Genomic DNA, 17,804 nt, shown 5'->3' on the forward strand with positions numbered 1-17,804 from the left:
TTTTGTGATTTAAAAATATATATAACATTATGAGAAAAAAGATATTATTGTTTTTGGTGCTTGTACTTGCAATCGAAACGAGTTCAGCACAGAAGGTGAAGAAAATAAACCTACATACTGAAATTAAGAAAAACAGACTTCATATTGCAAATAGAATTGCTAGTCCTTTGAATGATAAAAAATACCAAGGACTGGAACTAAACGAAAAGGAAGGCGAAGGAATAGTCTGGCTTCAAAACCAAAATTTCTCAAAAGGAAGTATCGAAATAGATGTGAAGGGACAGGATGTTTTTCAAAAGAGTTTTCTGGGGATTGCGTTTCACGGTCAAAATGATTCGATTTATGAAGCGGTTTATTTTAGACCCTTTAATTTTTATGCCCAGGATTCCGTGAGACGAATTCATGCGGTGCAATATATTGCGCATCCTAAATTTGGCTGGGAAAAGTTGAGGAAAGAAAGAAATGCCGAATTTGAAAAAGCAATTCCTAATGCTCCAGATCCTAACGGATGGTTTTATGCGCGAATTGAAATTAGTGCAACCGAAGTAGCTGTTTTTATCGAAAAAAATCTCAATCCAGTACTTCATGTAAAACGCTTAAGCCCTTATTCTGATGGTAAAGTTGGTCTCTTTGTAGGTGATAATTCAGGAGGGAAATTTGCAAATTTGAAGATAGTACGATTTAAGAGTTGATAGCCTAAATTAGCTGAAATATTTTTTAAGTTTTTACAACAGCACTCAGGATGTGGATGCGTTTATAGAAACCCTCTGGAAATTAAAATCCGGAAAGAAATAAAAAGCAAAAAGCCCAGGATTTAGTTCTTGGGCTTTTTTTGTGGTAATTCTTATAAATTATCGGATTTATTAGTTGTTTGTAGGATTTTTGGTTTTAGGAAAAAATATTATGTTTATATTCGGAAAAATAAAGGTTATTGTAATGGCACAAAGCCAAAAAACTATATTTGGGTAGATTGGAGCCATTTTATGGCTCCTACAAACGAGTCAGCGTTAATTCTTTAGAAAAGAACGTTTAAAATAAAATACTAACCTTAATTTATTAAATTTCATGGCACAATGTACAGCTCCAAGAAATGGACACCGAACAGCAAGTGGCGCAGCCAACTGTCCAGCATGTAGTAGTAGAAGTAGTTATAGGTCGAATTATTCCTATCCATCATATAACGATTCGTATTCTTCCAGTAGAAGCATGAATTCTTCGGGTAATTATAACGTCTCAAAAGGTAGAACTCAAAAAGCAAGATGGTCAAATTCTGGTTCATCAATCTATTATACTCAAACTGAAATTAATACTCTTACACCCATTAGAAAAGTCGTTGAACAACGAGCAGAAAAACCTGACTTAAGAGATGTTTTTCTTTGTCATGCTTGGGACGACAGAAAAGAATCTGCATTAGAGTTAAATGATTTACTAGTTGCAAACGGTGTCAGTGTTTGGTTTAGTGAAAAGGACATACCATTAGGAACTTCATTTCTTCGTGAAATTGATAAAGGATTAGCAAAATCAAAAATTGGTCTTGTTTTGGTGACCCCTAGTTTTCTTAAAAGAGTGCAAAATGAAGGTGTTGCAGATAAAGAATTATCCGTTTTGCTTGCAAGAGATCAACTTATACCTATTGTTCACAATACTACATATGATGATTTAAGAGATGTTAGTCCATTATTGGGGTCAAGAAATGGTTTAGACACGCAAGATGATTCTATGGAGAATATAGCAAAAAAACTAGCAGAGTTAATAACTGTTTGAATATAAGAACTACCATTAACCCCGATCTCTCGAATATATAGTATATTCTGTAAACGGATAACCCCGACCTCGAATATGCAGTAAATATCTCGTTCAACGGATAGCCCCCTTATGGCTCGGATATGCAGTAAATATCTCGTTCAACGGATAGCGCGGTTTTGTAAACCGTGCCCGCAAAGGAGAGCAAGCAATAATTTCCTTAGTTGTTTTAGTCGCCTATTGGAATGGGCACAGATTACAAATCTGCGCTATCCCTCGTTAGGACTGATGGAGTATACCACAAGCGAGAGCAAGCAATACCATTTCAAAAAGCTACAACAATAAAACGTTGTGGCTTTTTTTGTATATTTAAAACAAAAATGTCTACAAAATACAAAGCTACCACAACAGATCAAGCTTATTTTATAACTATAACAGCAGTAGGCTGGATAGATGTTTTTACAAGATTGAATCAGAAATACAATATAATTAATGCTTTGCAATATTGTCAAAAAAACAAAGGATTAGAAATATATGGGTATTGTATTATGTCGAGTCATATTCATTTGCTTTGTAAAGGAACAAATGGTTTTATTTTGTCGGATATTATGCGAGATTTTAAAAAATTCACTTCAAAGAAAATTATACAAACGATTCTAGACGAGCCTGAAAGTAGAAGAGAATGGATGTTAGATTATTTTAAAAAATCTTGTGAACATTTAAAAAAAGAACAACAGTATAAGGTTTGGCAAGATGGTTATCATGCAGAGATTGTTGAAACAAATTGGTTTATTAAACAAAAAATGAATTATATTCATAGTAATCCTGTAAAAGATAAAATAGTGACTCTCGCTGAAGATTATTATTTTAGTTCAGCAAGAAATTATGCTGGTTTAGATAATGATTTAGAAGTGATTTTGCTAGACTTGTTTTAATTGCCTATTGGAACGGGCACGATTGCAAATCTGCGCTATCCTTTGTTCGAACTGACGAAGTAAACCGTGCCTACAAACGAGATTAAGTAATGAAATTTTAAGAAGCTCCAACCTGAAAAGACAATTAAGACTTGAAACAAATGAGAAAAATATTCGGACTTTTGACCTTTATAGTATTATGAAAAGAGGATTTGAATTTCTTAAACAGATAAAAGAAAATAACAATCGGGAATGGTTTACTAAGCACAAACCAGAATACGATTTGATTGTGAAAGAAAATAAAGTTTTTTTCGAACAGATTTATTCCGAACTTCAAAAACAGGATAGTTTACAAGGAATCCATATTTTTAGAATTTACAAAGATGTTCGTTTTTCTAAAGATAAATCGCCTTATAAAACTAATTTTGGAGCTGGATATTCCCGTACAAAGCCAATGTTAAGAGGTGGTTATTATATTCATTTAGAACAAAATAACAGTTTTGTAGGTGGAGGATTTTGGGCTCCAAATAGTGCAGATTTACTTCGTATCCGTAAAGAATTCGAAAGGGATACAACAGAAATCAAAAAGATTACTTCCGACAATACTTTCGTAAAATACTTCGGGGAGCTTAAAGGAGAAGATGGAGTAAAAACGGCTCCAAAAGGCTTCGATAAAAATCATCCTGCAATTAATCTGATTAAGAAAAAACAATTTGTAGTGAAGAGAGAATTTACAGATCAGGAAGTTTTATCTGATGATTTTCAGAAAGAAGTGATGGCAACATTTTTAGCAATGAGACCTTTTTTCGATTATATGAGTGAATTACTTACTACGGATTTGAATGGAGAACCTTTATTCTAAAAGGAAACGATAATAAAGCAATGTAACTGTCCCCTAATCGCTCGGATATCTACTAAATATCTCGTTCAACGGATAGCGGTTTTGTAAGACAGTGCCCCGTAAAAGTTAGCAAGCAATACAGGAGTTACTAACTTTACATAGACAAAAAAGAAAATCCTGATACCTCCTTTACCCAAAATTCAAGATGTTGAACCTTTTGAAAACGAATTGTGCTAAAAAATAGCTGTTAAGCTATTGGTTTTTAATGGTTTAATTTTTTTATTTAAAATAATTCTACTAATTCTATAGAGTTTGTAAAATAATTTTGTAGGTTTGCATCAAAATAAGATGTAATCAGTGCTGTAAATCTGATTAGAAACTTTTCAATAAAAAAAACGAACAGATTAAAAAATGGAGAAAATCAAATTAAAACATATTTCAGTAGTAATTGTTGCATTAAAACTGTTGTTAATAGCAGTAGTCGTTATCAAGTATTTACCCAACGCTTCCGCAGAAGATTTAACATTTAATCAAACATTTTTCTGGTTCTTGCTAGCGGGATTCTTGGCTCAAATAGTTGATGGAGCTTTAGGGATGGCCTATGGTGTTACTTCAAATTCGGTATTACTAGGTTTTGGACTTTCTCCCAGATTAGCTTCTGCAGCCGTACATACGGCAGAAGTTTTTACTACTGGTGTGTCAGGACTCTCGCATATTAAGTTTGGTAACTTTAACAAAGCATTGTTTTTAAAATTAATAGTTCCCGGAGTTTTGAGCGCTTCAGTTGGAGCTTATTTATTAGGTTCTGTTATCGATGGGGAATATATAAAACCCTATGTTAGTCTTTATTTAGTAGTTCTGGGAGGAATTATTATTTCTAAAGCGTTTAAGAAAAATGCTGGCAAAAAAACTGATTTGAAGAAAGCACCTGTTTATGCTCTTTTTGGAGGTTTTTTAGACGCCATTGGAGGCGGAGGTTGGGGGCCAATTGTAACTTCTAATTTAATAAAAGAAGGACATACACCTAGCACGGTAATAGGAACAGTAAACACTGCCGAATTTTTTGTAACGTATTTTACCGCAGGAATTTTAATTTTTTTCACAGGAATTCAAAGTTGGCAAATTATCTTAGGGCTAATACTTGGAGGTACATTAGCAGCACCTTTTGGAGCTTACATCGCAAAAAAGTTAGCTGTAAAAACGATGATGATAACCGTGGGAGTGTTAATTATATTGACTTCATTTTATACACTTTCAAAAGTCATTTTTTGATGAATTAGAATTTTATTAGTACTAACTAGTTGGAGAGTAATTTTATAGATTAAGTAGTTTAGCTTGAAAATATTTTAAAAATTAAAAACAGAACAAAGATGAAAATAATAACAAAAACAATGAGACTGTGTTGTATGATGCCAATGTGCAGCACGGAAAGCTATTGCCTAAAACGGAAGATATAATCATAGTTTACTATGAAATGTAAAAGTCCTTTTGGTAAGCTGTCCAAAAGGACTTTTTTTATAAAGCAATTTTCAACAAGAATTAAAAAACAAAATAGTATTAAAACATATCAATCATGAGCACACAAAAATTTGAAACAAACGCATTACACGCAGGACACGACGTAACAAAAAACGCAGGAACAAGAGCTGTACCAATTTACCAAACAAGTTCTTACGTATTTAATAATTCGGAACACGCTGCCAATCTTTTTGGTTTGGCCGAAGCAGGATTTATTTACACGCGATTAAATAATCCAACAAATGATATTTTAGAACAACGCTTAGCAAAACTCGAGGGAGGAATTGGTGCAGTGGTTACTGCTTCAGGTACATCGGCCATAGCTACGGCCTTATTGGTTTTATTGAAAGCAGGAGATCACATCGTTGCTTCGAATAGTTTATACGGAGGAACTTATAATTTGCTGAAAGTAACCTTACCTAGATTAGGTATCACGACCACTTTTGTAGATGCCTCTGATCCATCTAACTTTATTAACGCTGCAAAAGAAAATACAAGAGTATTTTTTGCAGAGAGTTTAGGAAATCCAAAATTAGATGTGCTGGATTTAAAGGCTATTTCGGATGTAGCGAAGCAATTTAAAGTGCCTTTTATTGTAGACAATACCGTGGCATCACCTTATTTATTAAACCCAATTGAATACGGAGCCAATATTGTGATTCATTCATTGACCAAATATATTTCGGGTAATGGAACTTCGCTTGGAGGGGTAATTATCGATGCAGGAAATTTTGATTGGAGCAATGGTAAATTCCCTGAATTTACCGATCCTTCTCCGGGTTATCACGGTTTAGTATACCATGAAGTATTAGGAAATGCCGCTTATATTGCAAAAGTTCGTATTGAAGGTCTTAGAGATTACGGAGCAGCCTTGAGTCCATTTAACGCTTTTCAGATTATTCAGGGATTAGAAACTTTGGCAGTTCGTGTTAAAAGACATAGTGAAAACGCATTGGCTCTTGCCCAATGGCTGGAACTTCAAAAAGAAGTGGCCTGGGTAAATTATCCGGGATTGAAGGTGAGTAAGCAATATGTTCTGGCACAAAAATATTTGCCAAAAGGACAAAGTGGTGTTTTGACCTTTGGTCTAAAAGGAGGATTTGAAGCCGCTAAAAAGCTCGCCGACAGTGTGAAATTATTTTCTCTTTTGGCCAATATAGGGGATACCAAGTCCCTGATTATTCACCCTGCCAGTACAACACACCAGCAATTATCGGAAGAAGAGCAAATTGCTACGGGTGTTACCAATGATTTAATTCGCCTTTCGGTAGGATTAGAAGATATAGAAGATTTAAAAACCGATTTAAAAGAGGCTTTTGCAAAGCTTCCGGTTGAAAAGTTAGTTTAGTTTGTTTTTGGTTTTTTTTTATAGCTGCCCTCATTGGTTGGTTGGGGGCAGTTTAAAAAAAACAATAAATTAGTAATAGAGAAATCATGTCAGCAATACGTATAAATGTAGTCCTTTTTGGAGTTGGAAACATAGGCAGTGAACTGTTAAGTCAGGTCATTGAAAGCCAGCGATTTTTTCTTGAAAAAAGAAATATCGATTTGCGTTTTCCTGTAATTACAAATTCTACATTGGCTTTCTTTGAAAAAGAAGGCGTTAAAAATAAATGGGAAGCCGATTTTACAAAATTGGCATTTCCGTATAAATTTCAGGACATATTGGATTATGTGAAGGAAAAGAAATTAGACAACCTGATTGCGGTAGATGCTACTGCAAGTTCTGAAATTATTAAAAATTATATTCCGCTTATCCAAAACGGTTTTAATATTGTGGCTGCCAATAAAAAAGCCAATACCTTACATATTGAATTTTATAAAGAATTGCGTCGGGTATTAAAAAAACACGACAAGAGTTTCTTGTATGAAGCTACGGTGAGCGCAGGTTTACCGGTAATTAAAACCATTCGCGATTTGCATTTTTCAGGAGAAAAAATTACCAAAATCAGAGGGGTTTTTTCAGGCTCATTGAGTTATATTTTCAATCGGTTTTCTAATGAGGAGGAATATTTCTCTTCAATATTAAAGGATGCCGAGAAATTAGGTTTGACTGAACCGGATTCCCGCGAAGATTTGGCCGGAAATGATGTGGCACGAAAATTACTCATTTTAGCCCGCGAAATCGAAAATGAATTTGATTTTTCGGATGTAAAAATAGTGTCTTTGTTGTTGCCTAATTTGAATGAGAATGTTTCGAAAGTTGAATACAATAGAAACAAATCCTTATTAGACAAGCCTTTCCGATTGGCTAAACTGGCTCAGGCTGAAAATAATGTGTTGCGTTATGTGGGCGAATTGGATATTGCCAAAAAGAAATTGGATGTAAAACCGGTTTCGGTATTCAGGGATTCGGTTATTGGTCAATTAAAAGGGGCAGATAATCTGGTTGAGATATATACCAAAAGCAATGCGGAGCCTATTGTGATTCAGGGGGCAGGGGCAGGAAGACAGGTAACGGCAAGAAGTGTGCTGACGGATATTTTAGAAGTCGCGGAAAAAATTAAGATTAAAGAAACTGTTTTAGAATTGATTTAAATGTGCGAGAGAATTTAAGAGTGTGGAGTTACTGTAGCCTGAAATTATTTTAATTAAGGTGATATGTTTTTCTTGATTATCCCACTTTTGAATACATTTTGACCAATTCTCATTTATTCTTAGAACCTACAGATGTAAAAGACAGTTTTTATAAAAAATCCCATTCGCCGCGGCGAATGGGATTTGCTTTTTTATAGTGTAGTAATTTTTTTCAAATCGGCTACGGTTGCAATTGGATCAGCAGCACCAAAAACATAGCTTCCGGCTACCAGAACATCAGCTCCGGCTTCGACTAATTGAGCGGCATTTTTATTGGTTACTCCACCGTCAATTTCGATAATGGTTGTGGCTCCTTTTTTGTTGATTAAAGCTTTTAACTTTCTGATTTTATCGTAAGTGTTTTCAATGAAAGATTGTCCTCCAAAACCAGGATTCACACTCATAATACAAACCAAGTCAATGTCATTGATAACGTCTTCCAGTAAATCAACATTAGTATGTGGATTCAAAGCAACTCCTGCTTTCATTCCTTCAGCTTTAATAGCTTGTAGGGTTCTGTGTAAATGAGTTGTTGCTTCAAGATGAACTGTAAGTACATCAGCACCTAATTTTTTGAAAGTAGAAATATATCTGTCCGGATCAACAATCATCAGGTGTACGTCGATGGTTTTAGTAGCATGTCTTTTGATTGCTTCCAAAACTGGCATTCCAAAAGAAATATTAGGAACAAAAACACCGTCCATGATGTCAATGTGAAACCAGTCAGCCTCACTAGTATTAATCATTTTGATATCGCGTTCTAAATTAGCAAAATCAGCAGCTAATACTGATGGAGCAATAAGTGTGTTTTTCATTATGGTTGTGTTGTGTGTTTAATTTTTTGCAAAGGTACAAAATCAAATGTTTTTAATGCAATCAACTTATAAGCTTTGTTTTAGAGATGATTGTATAAAAAAAACTCCAGTTTTAAGCTGGAGTTTTAAGAGATTAATGCGAGGATTAACCTAAATATGTTTTTAAGATTTTACTTCTGGAAGTATGTTTTAATCTGCGGATGGCTTTTTCTTTAATCTGACGAACACGCTCACGAGTTAGGTCGAAAGTTTCTCCAATTTCTTCCAGAGTCATTGGGTGTTGATCTCCAAGACCAAAATACAAACGAACTACATCAGCCTCTCTTGGAGTTAATGTTTCTAAGGAACGCTCGATTTCAGTACGCAATGATTCGTGGATTAATTCTCTGTCCGGATTTGGAGATTCACCGGAACGTAATACGTCATAAAGGTTAGAATCTTCTCCTTCAACAAGAGGTGCATCCATTGATAAGTGACGGCCGGAGTTTTTCATAGACTCTTTTACGTCATTTACAGTCATATCCAATTCTTTTGCAATCTCCTCAGCAGATGGTGGACGCTCATTAGATTGTTCTAATAAAGCATACATTTTGTTGATTTTATTGATAGAACCAATTTTATTTAAAGGCAAACGTACAATACGGGATTGTTCAGCCAAAGCTTGTAGAATCGATTGACGAATCCACCATACCGCATACGAAATGAATTTAAATCCACGTGTTTCATCAAAACGTTGCGCTGCTTTAATCAAACCTAAGTTTCCTTCGTTGATCAAATCAGGAAGGGTTAATCCTTGATTTTGGTATTGTTTAGCTACCGAAACAACGAAACGTAAATTGGCTTTTGTTAATTTCTCAAGAGCTCTTTGATCTCCAGCTTTGATGCGTTGTGCTAATTCTACTTCTTCGTCAGCAGTAATAAGGTCAACTTTTCCAATTTCTTGTAAATATTTGTCTAATGAAGCAGTTTCACGATTGGTAACCTGCTTGGTGATTTTAAGTTGTCTCATGATTTTGTTGTCCCAATTTTTATAGTGTACAAGTAGTTATACGTTAGGAGTTGCAGAAAAGTTACAAGAATTTGTAAAAAAATTATATAATTTTAATATTGGCAAAGTCAAAATAAGGTTTGTTGTTGATAATTAGTGGTTTGTAGTTATTTTTTTATTGTATTTTTTTCTAAAAACTGTATTTTGTATCTCAAAGTTGAGTAAATTTATTACTTAATCTTAAAATTATCATATCATGAAAAAACTGATTTTATTTTGTTTACTTCTGACTTTTTCAAGTCAATTTTATGCGCAAGACGCTAGTGGTAGTGCTGTTTTGAAAGAAAAAAAGGAAAAACTTGCAGCTGATAAGAAAAAAGCGGATCAGATGGCTAAAGAAAAGACAGCTACTGCTGCGGATAAAAAAAAGAAATTAGCTGATGAGGCTAAGACTAAAAAAGAAGCTGCCGATATGAAAAAAGAGGAATTGGCGAGTAAAGCTAAAAAAGAGCTAAAAGCTAAGAAAGAAGCAGGAACAAATATGTCAGCCAATAAAGCGCAAATAGCTAAAGATAATGCTTTGGCAAAAGAGTCTAAAGTGAAAGAAAAAGCCACAGCAACAAAAGAAAAAGCAGTGGCTACTAAAGATAAGGTTACCGGAACTTATAATGGAAATAAGGTATATACCGGTCCAAAAGGAGGGAAGTATTACATTAATAAAAATGGTAATAAAACCTATATTGATAAAGAATAAGTTTTTTTGGTGAAGCTATAAAAAAAAGAAGGCCATCCTGATTTATTTCGTGATGGATTTTTTAATTGTCAAATTTCAAATTTGTAATTACTGGATTTTAAATGATAAATTTGGTTTATAGGATTCAATTTGTAATCAAAAAAATCTAACAGTTAAAAAGTTATGAGAAAAAATTTTTTCACGGTATTTGTTTTAATCAATTTTTGTTGTGGCTTTGCGCAAAAACACAATACTATAAATAAAAATGGGTTGACCATAAATGGAATTATTTTTAAGATCAATTCAGGTAACAATGATGTGCCACTAATTCTTAAGACTTTTGGACAGCCTGATAGTATAGAAGATTATTTTTTTGAAATAGATAATGTTATGGGGAAAAAATATACCTATAATAATGGATTGATTTTATATGTTACTAATAATTCTCTGGAATCTTTTGAGATAACCGGAAAAAGTTATTTGTTTAGTCCCAAAAATATAAAAGTAGGTGATACTATTTCAAGTTTGGAAACTAAATTTCCAAATAGCTATAAGAGTAGAAGTAATCTTGTGCTTAAATTAAATTATTTAAACTGGGATGCTGGTTTTTTAATAGAGTATAATGCTAGTGGTATAGTTAGAAAAATAAGTTTTTATAAGCCATAAATTAGCTTGAATTTTATCCTCCGGCTAGCTTTCGTTTATATTTCAGTATGTTATTAAAAAACAAAAATCCCTTTCGTCAGGACGAAAGGGATTTTTTATAATAAACCTTTAGTAAACTAAGATCTGATTACTCTTGTTTAGCCTCACGTGGAGGACGGGCGATAAGTGCTTTTTTAGACACTTTCTCTTTTTTAGTTTTTGGGTCAACTCCTAAGTATTTTACTTGGAATACATCGCCCATTTTTACTACATCGGCAACGTTTTCAGTACGTTCCCAAGCCAGTTCAGATACGTGTAATAAAACTTCGTTTCCTGGAGCAGCAGTATATTCAACTACAGCACCAAAATCCAACATTTTAACTACTTTTACCTCATAAGCTTCACCCATTTGTGGTTTGAATGTAATCGAATCAATTTTAGCTAATACCGCTTTGATTCCGTCAGGATTAGTACCTAAAATTTCAACAACTCCTTGTTCGTCTACTTCATTAATTACAATTGTAGTTCCGGTAGCTTTTTGTAGATCTTGGATAACTTTTCCTCCAGGTCCAATTAATGCTCCAATGAAGTTTCCAGGAATAGTTCTGGTAATGATTTTTGGTGAATGTGCTTTAACATCTTCTCTAGGAGTAGCGATAGTTTCAACTAATTTTCCTAAAATATGTAAACGTCCGTCACGAGCCTGGCTTAACGCCTGCTCCATGATGTCATAACGCAATCCGTCAATTTTGATGTCCATTTGACAAGCAGTGATTCCTTCAGCAGTTCCGGTTACTTTAAAGTCCATATCTCCTAAGTGATCCTCGTCTCCTAAGATATCTGAAAGTACAGCGAATTTTTCACCGTCAGTGATTAATCCCATAGCAATACCAGAAACTGGTTTTACCATTTGAACTCCTGCATCCATCAATGCCATAGTTCCGGCACAAACCGTTGCCATAGAAGAAGAACCATTAGATTCTAAAACCTCAGAAACTACACGAATTGTATAAGGGCAATCAGCGGGAATCATGTTTTTTAATGCTCTTTGAGCCAAGTTTCCGTGACCTACTTCTCTTCTTGAAGTTCCTCTTAACGGACGAGCTTCACCAGTTGAGAAAGGAGGGAAGTTGTAGTGCAAGTAGAATTTTTCTTCTCCTTGTTCAGATGGAGAGTCGATTTGGTTAGCTTCTCTTGAAGTTCCAAGGGTTACTGTAGCCAAAGCTTGAGTTTCTCCACGTGTAAATAATGAAGAACCGTGTACAGAAGGTAAGTAATCAGTTTCACACCAGATTGGTCTGATTTCGGTTGTTTTTCTTCCGTCTAAACGAATTCCTTGTTCAAGGATTACATTACGAACGGCTTCTTTATTGGTTTTGTAGAAATATTTTCCAACTAATCCTGCTAAGTCAGCGTTTTCAGCATATTCTTCTTCTGTAAACAAAGCTTTTGCTTCTTCTTTTACAGCAGCAAATTTTTCACCTCTTTCGCTTTTTCCTGATGCTTCTGCAGCAATTGCATAACATTTGTCATAAGCAGCCGCTTTTACTTTTGCATAAACAGCTTCGTCTTCAACTTCGCCTTCATAAGTTCTGTATTCAGGATTTCCAACAGCCGCTCTTAAACGTTGTTGAGCCTGAATTTGAACTTTAATAGCTTCGTGAGCAAATTTGATAGCTTCAATCATTTCAGCTTCTGAAATTTCTTTCATCTCACCTTCTACCATTGCAACTGAATCCATAGAAGCTCCAATCATCATGTCAATGTCTGATTGTTCTAATTCTTCTCTGCTTGGGTTGATAACTAATTTACCGTCTACACGTGCAACACGAACTTCAGAAATTAAGTTGTAAAATGGAATGTCAGAAACAGCTAAAGCTGCTGATGCTGCTAAACCGGCTAATGCGTCCGGCATAACGTTGTCGTCATGAGACATTAACTGAATCATTACCTGAGTCTCAGCGTGGTAATCGTCCGGGAAAAGTGGACGCAATACACGGTCAACCAGTCTCATTGTCAATACCTCGCTGTCGCTTGGACGAGCTTCTCTCTTAAAGAAACCTCCAGGGAAACGACCTGCAGCGGCAAATTTTTCACGGTAATCTACCGTTAATGGTAAAAAGTCAACACCTGGGTTAGAGGTTCTTGCAGATACTGCTGTTGCTAAAAGCATACAGTTTCCTAAACGAACAACCACTGAACCGTCAGCTTGTTTGGCTAATTTACCTGTTTCGATTGAGATGCTTCTTCCATCTCCTAAATCGATAATTTCTTGTTTTACTTGTGGAATCATAAATTTTTCCTTGTTTTAGTTTATACTATGGGTGATAGTTGTGTTGTAGTTGTTGTGCGCGTAGTTAATGCGTAATACCCAATGAAAAACCAAACTTTTTTTTATTTTTTTTTCAATGCCGTCCGGCAGGAGAAAATTGAATTTGTTAAAAACAAAAAGAGGTACTTGCGCACCTCTTTTTTATATTGACTATTTTCTGATACCCAATACTTTGATAATTTCACGATATCTGTTGATTTCGGTCTTTTTCAAGTAGTCAAGTAAAGCTCTTCTTTTACCTACTAATTTCACAAGTGAACGCTCAGTATTGTAATCGTGACGATTTTTTTTCAAGTGTTCAGTCAAGTGGTTGATTCTGAATGAGAACAAAGCGATTTGTCCTTCTGCTGATCCTGTGTTTTCTGCTTTTCCTCCGTGTTTAGCGAAGATTTCTGCTTTTACTTCTTTAGATAAGTACATGCTAATATTATTTAATGATTATTATGTATGTCAAACAATTATTGTAAGACGGCAGCAAAAGTAATACATTATTTTGAATTTACAATGGAAATCAATTATTTCTGTTTTACCATCGGGGATTTGTGTTTCTCATCATATTTGTTCCTGGTTGTGAAGGTTGCATTTGATTGCTTCTTCTAGGGGCTTGTATAGATATTGGTAAAGAATACTTAACTCTTACCTTTCTCCCTTTTTGTTCTCCTGGGGTAAAACCATCATATTTTTTTAAAATTCGAATAGCTTCTTCTCCTGTGCCATAACCAATGTCTCTAAGAATTTTAGGTTCTACTATTTTACCGTCTTTGTCGATAATAAATGATAAGAATATTTTTCCGCTTAGCCCTTCAATATTGGGAGTTCTGTAATTTGCTCCGATATATCTGTAAAAGCTTTCCATGCCACCTTTAGGTTCAGGTTTTTTTTCTAAAACATTGTAAACTGTTTCAACATTGTTTTCGTCTACGGTTTTTCCTGAAATAAATTGACCATCTTGGTAGTTTTCAGTGTATTTTATATTTGGATTTTGTATCCATCCTTGCCAAATTCCATCTTTGAAACCATTTTTGATATTTCCAAATCCATACTGTGTCGTTTTTTCAGAGGCATCTTGTTCTTTATGAATTTCCTCATATTGACCATTGCTATCAGTAACTTTTTGTACTCCATTGACATCCCAAAATTGATTGATTTTAAGTTTGGTTGTTTTCTTTTTTTTATCATCAATTATGTATTCTGCTTCTAGTTTTTTAGTGCCATTCTCATACCAATCTGTTTTTTTTCCGTTTAACTTATTGTTAGTGTAGTTAGATTCTTGTTTTTTGTTTCCGTTCTCGTAATAATCAATACGGAGACCTTCTAGTTGGAGTATGTCTTTATTTTTAGTAAAAGCTTTCATGTTTATTTTTCCGGATTTATTGTATTCGGAAACTGCATATAAGTCTTTTTCTATGTTGTAATCTTCTATAGTCCTTATATAAACGTAATTTTTATCTGTAGTAACAAGACGCAGAGAATCAAGCAATAATAATTTTTTTCCATTATCCTGTGCGAATAAAGCTGTTATGGCTAATAATAAAGTGGTGGTTAATACTTTGGTTTTCATTTTTTGTCAATCGGTTATTTTTAGTTGTTAGGAGTGTGAATTGCAATTGGTAAAGTATAAGATGCCTTAGCGGGGATTCCTCTGTATATTCCCGGATTCCAATTAGGGGATTTTGTTAGTACTCTTATTGCTTCTTCTGCTGTGCCAAACCCAAGGTCTTTTACTATTTTAATGTCAACAAGTTTTCCTTCAGTATCAACATTGAATAAGGCATAAAGTTTTGGTTTAAGTCCATTGGTAGTAATGTTTTTTGGTAGTCTGAAATTTTTTCCAATAAATTGGTAAAAAGCTGCCATGCCGTCTTTATATTCCGGTTTTTTAAAAAGCACTTGGTAAGGATGTTCGATGTTGTTATTGTCAATGCTAATTCCTGAAATGAATTCTCCGTTTTCATAGGTCTCTGTAAAAGTCGAATTTGTTTTGCTGTTTTTTCCAGTCCATACACCTTGTTTTTTACTGTTTTTTATTTCACCTTTTTCGGTTGTGCCTCCATTTGTTTCTTCATAAAAACCATTTCCGTCAATTACTTTTTGTTCATTGTTTTCATTCCAGTATTGAAGTATTTGAGTAACTGTTTGCATAGTTTTAAGGTCTGTTTTTATAATTTTCTCGAATTTTTTATTTCCGTTTTCGTACCATTCAATTTGTTTTCCATTTATTTGGTTTTTGCTGTATTGTGTTTCTCTTTTTTTATTTCCATTTTCATAATAATCGATGCGAGGTCCTTCAAATCTAGGTTCTTCGTGTTTTGTAGAAATAGCTTTCATGCTTACTTTGCCTGAACGATAATATTCGGTAAAAACAAATAAATCAGGTTGGTTTTTATAATTTTCAACTACTCTCATGTATTTATAATCGCTTTTTTCTGTTGGGAAATGTAAAGAGTCTAAATTGTAACGTGTAGGTTTAATAATTTGCGAATACAAGGCCATAGTGGCAAATAACAATGAAGTGGTTAGTAGGTAGGTTTTCATTTTTAATATAATTTTTTTTCAAATATAATGAAATGTACTACAGTATTGTATTACATTTGTGGAATTTATTTTAACAGTGATCATTGCTGTAATTTGCATAAATTTGAAAAAATCAAACTTTGAAAAAATACCTTATTCTATATCGCCCTTTTTTGGTTTTTCTGACCAAATTTTTTCTGACTTATTTGGTTTTGAGTTTGATTTATCAGGGGTATTTGTCTTGGTTTGATGAGAATTCTGTTGATTCCCTAACTAGGATAGTGGCTAGAAATACCGAAGCTCTTTTTAGTTTTTTTAATGTCAATTTTTTAGCTAAGGAAGTTCCGGGTGTTCCTTTTATAATGTTGCTTTATAATGGTCAGTATATGGCTCGAATGATTGAAGGCTGTAATGCTGTTAGTGTTATGGTTTTGTTTGTTTCGTTTGTGGTGTCTTTTTCGGGTAAATTAAAATCTACTTTGCTGTTTATAATGGGGGGGAGTGCTTTTATTTATGTTTTAAATATAATACGAATTGGTTTGTTGTGTATGGGGCTTTACTGGTTTCCGGAGCAGGAATCCTTATTGCACGATGTGGTTTTTCCGTTGTTTATTTATGGGGTAGTGTTTGTTTTATGGGTAATTTGGGTCAATAAATTTTCATTGTATGCTAAATAAAATAGTTGCTCATCCTGTTCAATTGCTATTGGCTTCAGTATTGGTTTTTTGTCTTGTGCTGGTTCGTTTTTATGAAGAGGTTTTGTTTTATGATCCTTTCCTGGCTTATTTTAAAAGTGATTTTAACAATTTGCCATTACCGGTTTTTAATACTTTCTTACTTATTTTGAATTTATTGTCTCGTTATGGCTTGAATATGCTACTTTCATTAGGCTTGCTTTATGTGATTTTTAAAGATGTTACGATGATTCGGTTTTCTTTTTTTCTTTATTTGATAGCTTTTGTATTGCTGTTGTTTTTGTTCTTTTCAGTAATTTATTTTTATGGTGCCGAAAATAATTTTTTACTGTTTAATGTTCGACGATTTTTAATCCAGCCTATATTTGTTTTACTCTTTATTCCCGCATTTTATTTTCAAAAACAACATTCTTAGTATTTTTTTTCAGAGCGAAAGCATCAGTTTCCGGAATAAAAAAATCAGCTACGAACCTGTCTGCCAACAGGCAGGTTGCATGAAATAACACAAGTTGAGATGTCATTAATTACACGAATCCGGCAAAGGCAGATAAAATCAGTGTAATTCGTGGCAAAAATAAAATTTATGCGTTTGCCTTTATTTTTTTGTAACTTTAAGAAAGCATTGTAGTTGTATATAAGTTTAATCAATTGGAGTATGAAAATTGTAAAACATTCAGGTGCAGTTGTAAATTTTAATCCGGAAAAACTGGTCGAATCTTTATTGAAATCAGGTGCCGACTCATTTACCGCCGAAGCTATTGTTAAAGAAATTACTTCTGAAATATACGAGGGAATTTCGACCAAGAATATTTACAAGAAAGCATTTGCTTTGTTAAAGAAGCATACTAATTCCCATGCAGCCCGATACAACTTGAGAGCTGCCATAGAAATGTTGGGCCCCGAAGGATTTTATTTTGAAAAATACATTGCACGTCTTTTTGAGGCCGAAAAATATACTACCAAGACCAATGTTGTTTTACAGGGTAATTGTGTCATGCACGAAGTGGATATCCTGATTAAAAAGAACGATATGGTTGCTATGGTTGAATGCAAATTCCACGGCGGAAAGCAAGCGGCTTCGGATGTCAAAGTACCCATGTATGTTTTTTCCAGGTTCAATGACTTAAGACACAAGACTTATAATCTTTTTTCAAGTAAAGAAAAAATAACCGATTGCTGGATTGTTACCAATACCCGTTTTACAGCCGATGCTATTGCTTTTGCAGAATGTTCGGGTATTAATTTACTGAGTTGGGATTATCCCGAAAAAAGAAGTTTAAAATCCCGTAACAATATTGATTGTTTGTATCCTGTAACCTGTTTGACTACTCTGTCAAGGGCTGAAAAAGAAAAAATTTTATTGTTAGATGTAATTCTGGTTAAAGAATTAGTAGATAATCGATCGATTTTAAAAGAAATCGGTGTTAGTTCTAACAGGATTAAAAATGTTTTAAAAGAAGTGTCTGAATTGTGTAAGTGTTTTTAATTT

The 17,804-nt window shown here is 34.0% G+C and carries 18 protein-coding genes; 12 read left to right on the plus strand and 6 right to left on the minus strand.

Annotated elements, in window-relative coordinates; genetic code table 11:
• The first annotated feature begins 29 nt into the window (after positions 1-29).
• The 7 genes from BIW12_RS09810 to BIW12_RS09840 all read left to right on the plus strand — a co-directional run bounded on the left by BIW12_RS09810 (position 30) and on the right by BIW12_RS09840 (position 7,554).
• A complete protein-coding gene (locus tag BIW12_RS09810; protein ID WP_071184956.1) occupies positions 30-692 on the plus strand; it encodes a hypothetical protein in 663 nt (220 codons plus the stop codon).
• A gap of 514 nt (positions 693-1,206) precedes the next feature.
• The gene (locus tag BIW12_RS09815; RefSeq protein WP_232227071.1) at positions 1,207-1,764 is read left to right on the plus strand and encodes a toll/interleukin-1 receptor domain-containing protein; all 558 of its coding nucleotides are present in this window, start codon (positions 1,207-1,209) and stop codon (positions 1,762-1,764) included.
• 359 nt (positions 1,765-2,123) lie between these two features.
• The gene (locus tag BIW12_RS09820; protein ID WP_071186294.1) at positions 2,124-2,678 is read left to right on the plus strand and encodes an REP-associated tyrosine transposase; all 555 of its coding nucleotides are present in this window, start codon (positions 2,124-2,126) and stop codon (positions 2,676-2,678) included.
• A gap of 178 nt (positions 2,679-2,856) precedes the next feature.
• On the plus strand, positions 2,857-3,519 hold the full coding sequence (locus BIW12_RS09825; protein ID WP_071184958.1) for a DUF2461 domain-containing protein: 663 nt from the start codon (positions 2,857-2,859) through the stop codon (positions 3,517-3,519).
• A gap of 390 nt (positions 3,520-3,909) precedes the next feature.
• On the plus strand, positions 3,910-4,770 hold the full coding sequence (locus tag BIW12_RS09830; protein ID WP_071184959.1) for a sulfite exporter TauE/SafE family protein: 861 nt from the start codon (positions 3,910-3,912) through the stop codon (positions 4,768-4,770).
• A gap of 301 nt (positions 4,771-5,071) precedes the next feature.
• Positions 5,072-6,364 (plus strand): O-acetylhomoserine aminocarboxypropyltransferase/cysteine synthase family protein, encoded by a 1,293-nt coding sequence (locus BIW12_RS09835; protein WP_071184960.1) that lies wholly within the window; start codon positions 5,072-5,074, stop codon positions 6,362-6,364.
• Between the two features lie 86 nt (positions 6,365-6,450).
• Positions 6,451-7,554 carry a homoserine dehydrogenase family protein gene (locus tag BIW12_RS09840; RefSeq protein ID WP_071184961.1) on the plus strand — a complete coding sequence of 368 codons (1,104 nt, stop codon included), beginning with the start codon at positions 6,451-6,453 and terminating at the stop codon, positions 7,552-7,554.
• 191 nt (positions 7,555-7,745) lie between these two features.
• Here the strand turns inward: BIW12_RS09840 and rpe are convergent, their stop codons facing one another.
• Both rpe and BIW12_RS09850 read right to left on the minus strand, forming a co-directional pair.
• A complete protein-coding gene (rpe, locus tag BIW12_RS09845) occupies positions 7,746-8,408 on the minus strand; it encodes a ribulose-phosphate 3-epimerase (protein WP_071184962.1) in 663 nt (220 codons plus the stop codon).
• Positions 8,409-8,553: 145 nt separating this feature from the next.
• Positions 8,554-9,417, minus strand: coding sequence for a sigma-70 family RNA polymerase sigma factor (locus BIW12_RS09850; RefSeq protein WP_007804760.1), 864 nt, complete (start codon positions 9,415-9,417; stop codon positions 8,554-8,556).
• Between the two features lie 235 nt (positions 9,418-9,652).
• On the opposite strand from BIW12_RS09850, the gene BIW12_RS09855 reads away from it, so the two are divergent.
• Both BIW12_RS09855 and BIW12_RS09860 read left to right on the plus strand, forming a co-directional pair.
• On the plus strand, positions 9,653-10,150 hold the full coding sequence (locus BIW12_RS09855) for a hypothetical protein (RefSeq protein ID WP_071184963.1): 498 nt from the start codon (positions 9,653-9,655) through the stop codon (positions 10,148-10,150).
• 162 nt (positions 10,151-10,312) lie between these two features.
• Positions 10,313-10,795 carry a hypothetical protein gene (locus BIW12_RS09860; protein WP_071184964.1) on the plus strand — a complete coding sequence of 161 codons (483 nt, stop codon included), beginning with the start codon at positions 10,313-10,315 and terminating at the stop codon, positions 10,793-10,795.
• A gap of 127 nt (positions 10,796-10,922) precedes the next feature.
• Here the strand turns inward: BIW12_RS09860 and BIW12_RS09865 are convergent, their stop codons facing one another.
• The 4 genes from BIW12_RS09865 to BIW12_RS09880 form a co-directional block, all read right to left on the minus strand.
• Positions 10,923-13,067 carry a polyribonucleotide nucleotidyltransferase gene (locus BIW12_RS09865; RefSeq protein WP_071184965.1) on the minus strand — a complete coding sequence of 715 codons (2,145 nt, stop codon included), beginning with the start codon at positions 13,065-13,067 and terminating at the stop codon, positions 10,923-10,925.
• Between the two features lie 189 nt (positions 13,068-13,256).
• Positions 13,257-13,526, minus strand: coding sequence for a 30S ribosomal protein S15 (rpsO, locus tag BIW12_RS09870; RefSeq protein WP_071184966.1), 270 nt, complete (start codon positions 13,524-13,526; stop codon positions 13,257-13,259).
• A gap of 106 nt (positions 13,527-13,632) precedes the next feature.
• A complete protein-coding gene (locus BIW12_RS09875; RefSeq protein ID WP_071184967.1) occupies positions 13,633-14,667 on the minus strand; it encodes an energy transducer TonB in 1,035 nt (344 codons plus the stop codon).
• A 20-nt stretch (positions 14,668-14,687) separates the two neighbouring features.
• The gene (locus BIW12_RS09880; protein WP_071184968.1) at positions 14,688-15,641 is read right to left on the minus strand and encodes a hypothetical protein; all 954 of its coding nucleotides are present in this window, start codon (positions 15,639-15,641) and stop codon (positions 14,688-14,690) included.
• 119 nt (positions 15,642-15,760) lie between these two features.
• Between BIW12_RS09880 and xrtF the strand changes: the two genes are divergently transcribed.
• The 3 genes from xrtF (at position 15,761) to BIW12_RS09895 (ending at position 17,801) form a co-directional block, all read left to right on the plus strand.
• Entirely contained in the window at positions 15,761-16,297 is a 537-nt protein-coding gene (xrtF, locus tag BIW12_RS09885) for an exosortase family protein XrtF (protein ID WP_071184969.1), read from the plus strand.
• Positions 16,287-16,730 carry an exosortase F system-associated membrane protein gene (locus BIW12_RS09890; protein ID WP_071184970.1) on the plus strand — a complete coding sequence of 148 codons (444 nt, stop codon included), beginning with the start codon at positions 16,287-16,289 and terminating at the stop codon, positions 16,728-16,730. Before xrtF ends, BIW12_RS09890 begins: the two co-directional genes overlap by 11 nt.
• A gap of 240 nt (positions 16,731-16,970) precedes the next feature.
• Positions 16,971-17,801: a restriction endonuclease gene (locus tag BIW12_RS09895; protein WP_071184971.1), complete on the plus strand. Its 831-nt coding sequence runs from the start codon at positions 16,971-16,973 to the stop codon at positions 17,799-17,801.
• Positions 17,802-17,804: the final 3 nt, after the last annotated feature.

The organism is Flavobacterium commune, from assembly GCF_001857965.1.
GTDB classification, from domain to species: Bacteria; Bacteroidota; Bacteroidia; order Flavobacteriales; family Flavobacteriaceae; genus Flavobacterium; species Flavobacterium commune.

What these genes read in the sequence shown, in the direction of transcription:
- BIW12_RS09875 (WP_071184967.1), bottom strand. Translation starts at nt 14,667, where the DNA reads ATGAAAACCAAAGTATTAACCACCACTTTATTATTAGCCATAACAGCT.
- BIW12_RS09835 (WP_071184960.1), top strand. Translation starts at nt 5,072, where the DNA reads ATGAGCACACAAAAATTTGAAACAAACGCATTACACGCAGGACACGAC.
- BIW12_RS09855 (WP_071184963.1), top strand. Translation starts at nt 9,653, where the DNA reads ATGAAAAAACTGATTTTATTTTGTTTACTTCTGACTTTTTCAAGTCAA.
- BIW12_RS09815 (WP_232227071.1), top strand. Translation starts at nt 1,207, where the DNA reads ATGAATTCTTCGGGTAATTATAACGTCTCAAAAGGTAGAACTCAAAAA.
- BIW12_RS09825 (WP_071184958.1), top strand. Translation starts at nt 2,857, where the DNA reads ATGAAAAGAGGATTTGAATTTCTTAAACAGATAAAAGAAAATAACAAT.
- rpsO (WP_071184966.1), bottom strand. Translation starts at nt 13,526, where the DNA reads ATGTACTTATCTAAAGAAGTAAAAGCAGAAATCTTCGCTAAACACGGA.
- BIW12_RS09830 (WP_071184959.1), top strand. Translation starts at nt 3,910, where the DNA reads ATGGAGAAAATCAAATTAAAACATATTTCAGTAGTAATTGTTGCATTA.
- BIW12_RS09860 (WP_071184964.1), top strand. Translation starts at nt 10,313, where the DNA reads ATGAGAAAAAATTTTTTCACGGTATTTGTTTTAATCAATTTTTGTTGT.
- BIW12_RS09890 (WP_071184970.1), top strand. Translation starts at nt 16,287, where the DNA reads ATGCTAAATAAAATAGTTGCTCATCCTGTTCAATTGCTATTGGCTTCA.
- BIW12_RS09810 (WP_071184956.1), top strand. Translation starts at nt 30, where the DNA reads ATGAGAAAAAAGATATTATTGTTTTTGGTGCTTGTACTTGCAATCGAA.
- BIW12_RS09840 (WP_071184961.1), top strand. Translation starts at nt 6,451, where the DNA reads ATGTCAGCAATACGTATAAATGTAGTCCTTTTTGGAGTTGGAAACATA.
- BIW12_RS09850 (WP_007804760.1), bottom strand. Translation starts at nt 9,417, where the DNA reads ATGAGACAACTTAAAATCACCAAGCAGGTTACCAATCGTGAAACTGCT.
- BIW12_RS09880 (WP_071184968.1), bottom strand. Translation starts at nt 15,641, where the DNA reads ATGAAAACCTACCTACTAACCACTTCATTGTTATTTGCCACTATGGCC.
- BIW12_RS09895 (WP_071184971.1), top strand. Translation starts at nt 16,971, where the DNA reads ATGAAAATTGTAAAACATTCAGGTGCAGTTGTAAATTTTAATCCGGAA.
- BIW12_RS09865 (WP_071184965.1), bottom strand. Translation starts at nt 13,067, where the DNA reads ATGATTCCACAAGTAAAACAAGAAATTATCGATTTAGGAGATGGAAGA.
- BIW12_RS09820 (WP_071186294.1), top strand. Translation starts at nt 2,124, where the DNA reads ATGTCTACAAAATACAAAGCTACCACAACAGATCAAGCTTATTTTATA.
- rpe (WP_071184962.1), bottom strand. Translation starts at nt 8,408, where the DNA reads ATGAAAAACACACTTATTGCTCCATCAGTATTAGCTGCTGATTTTGCT.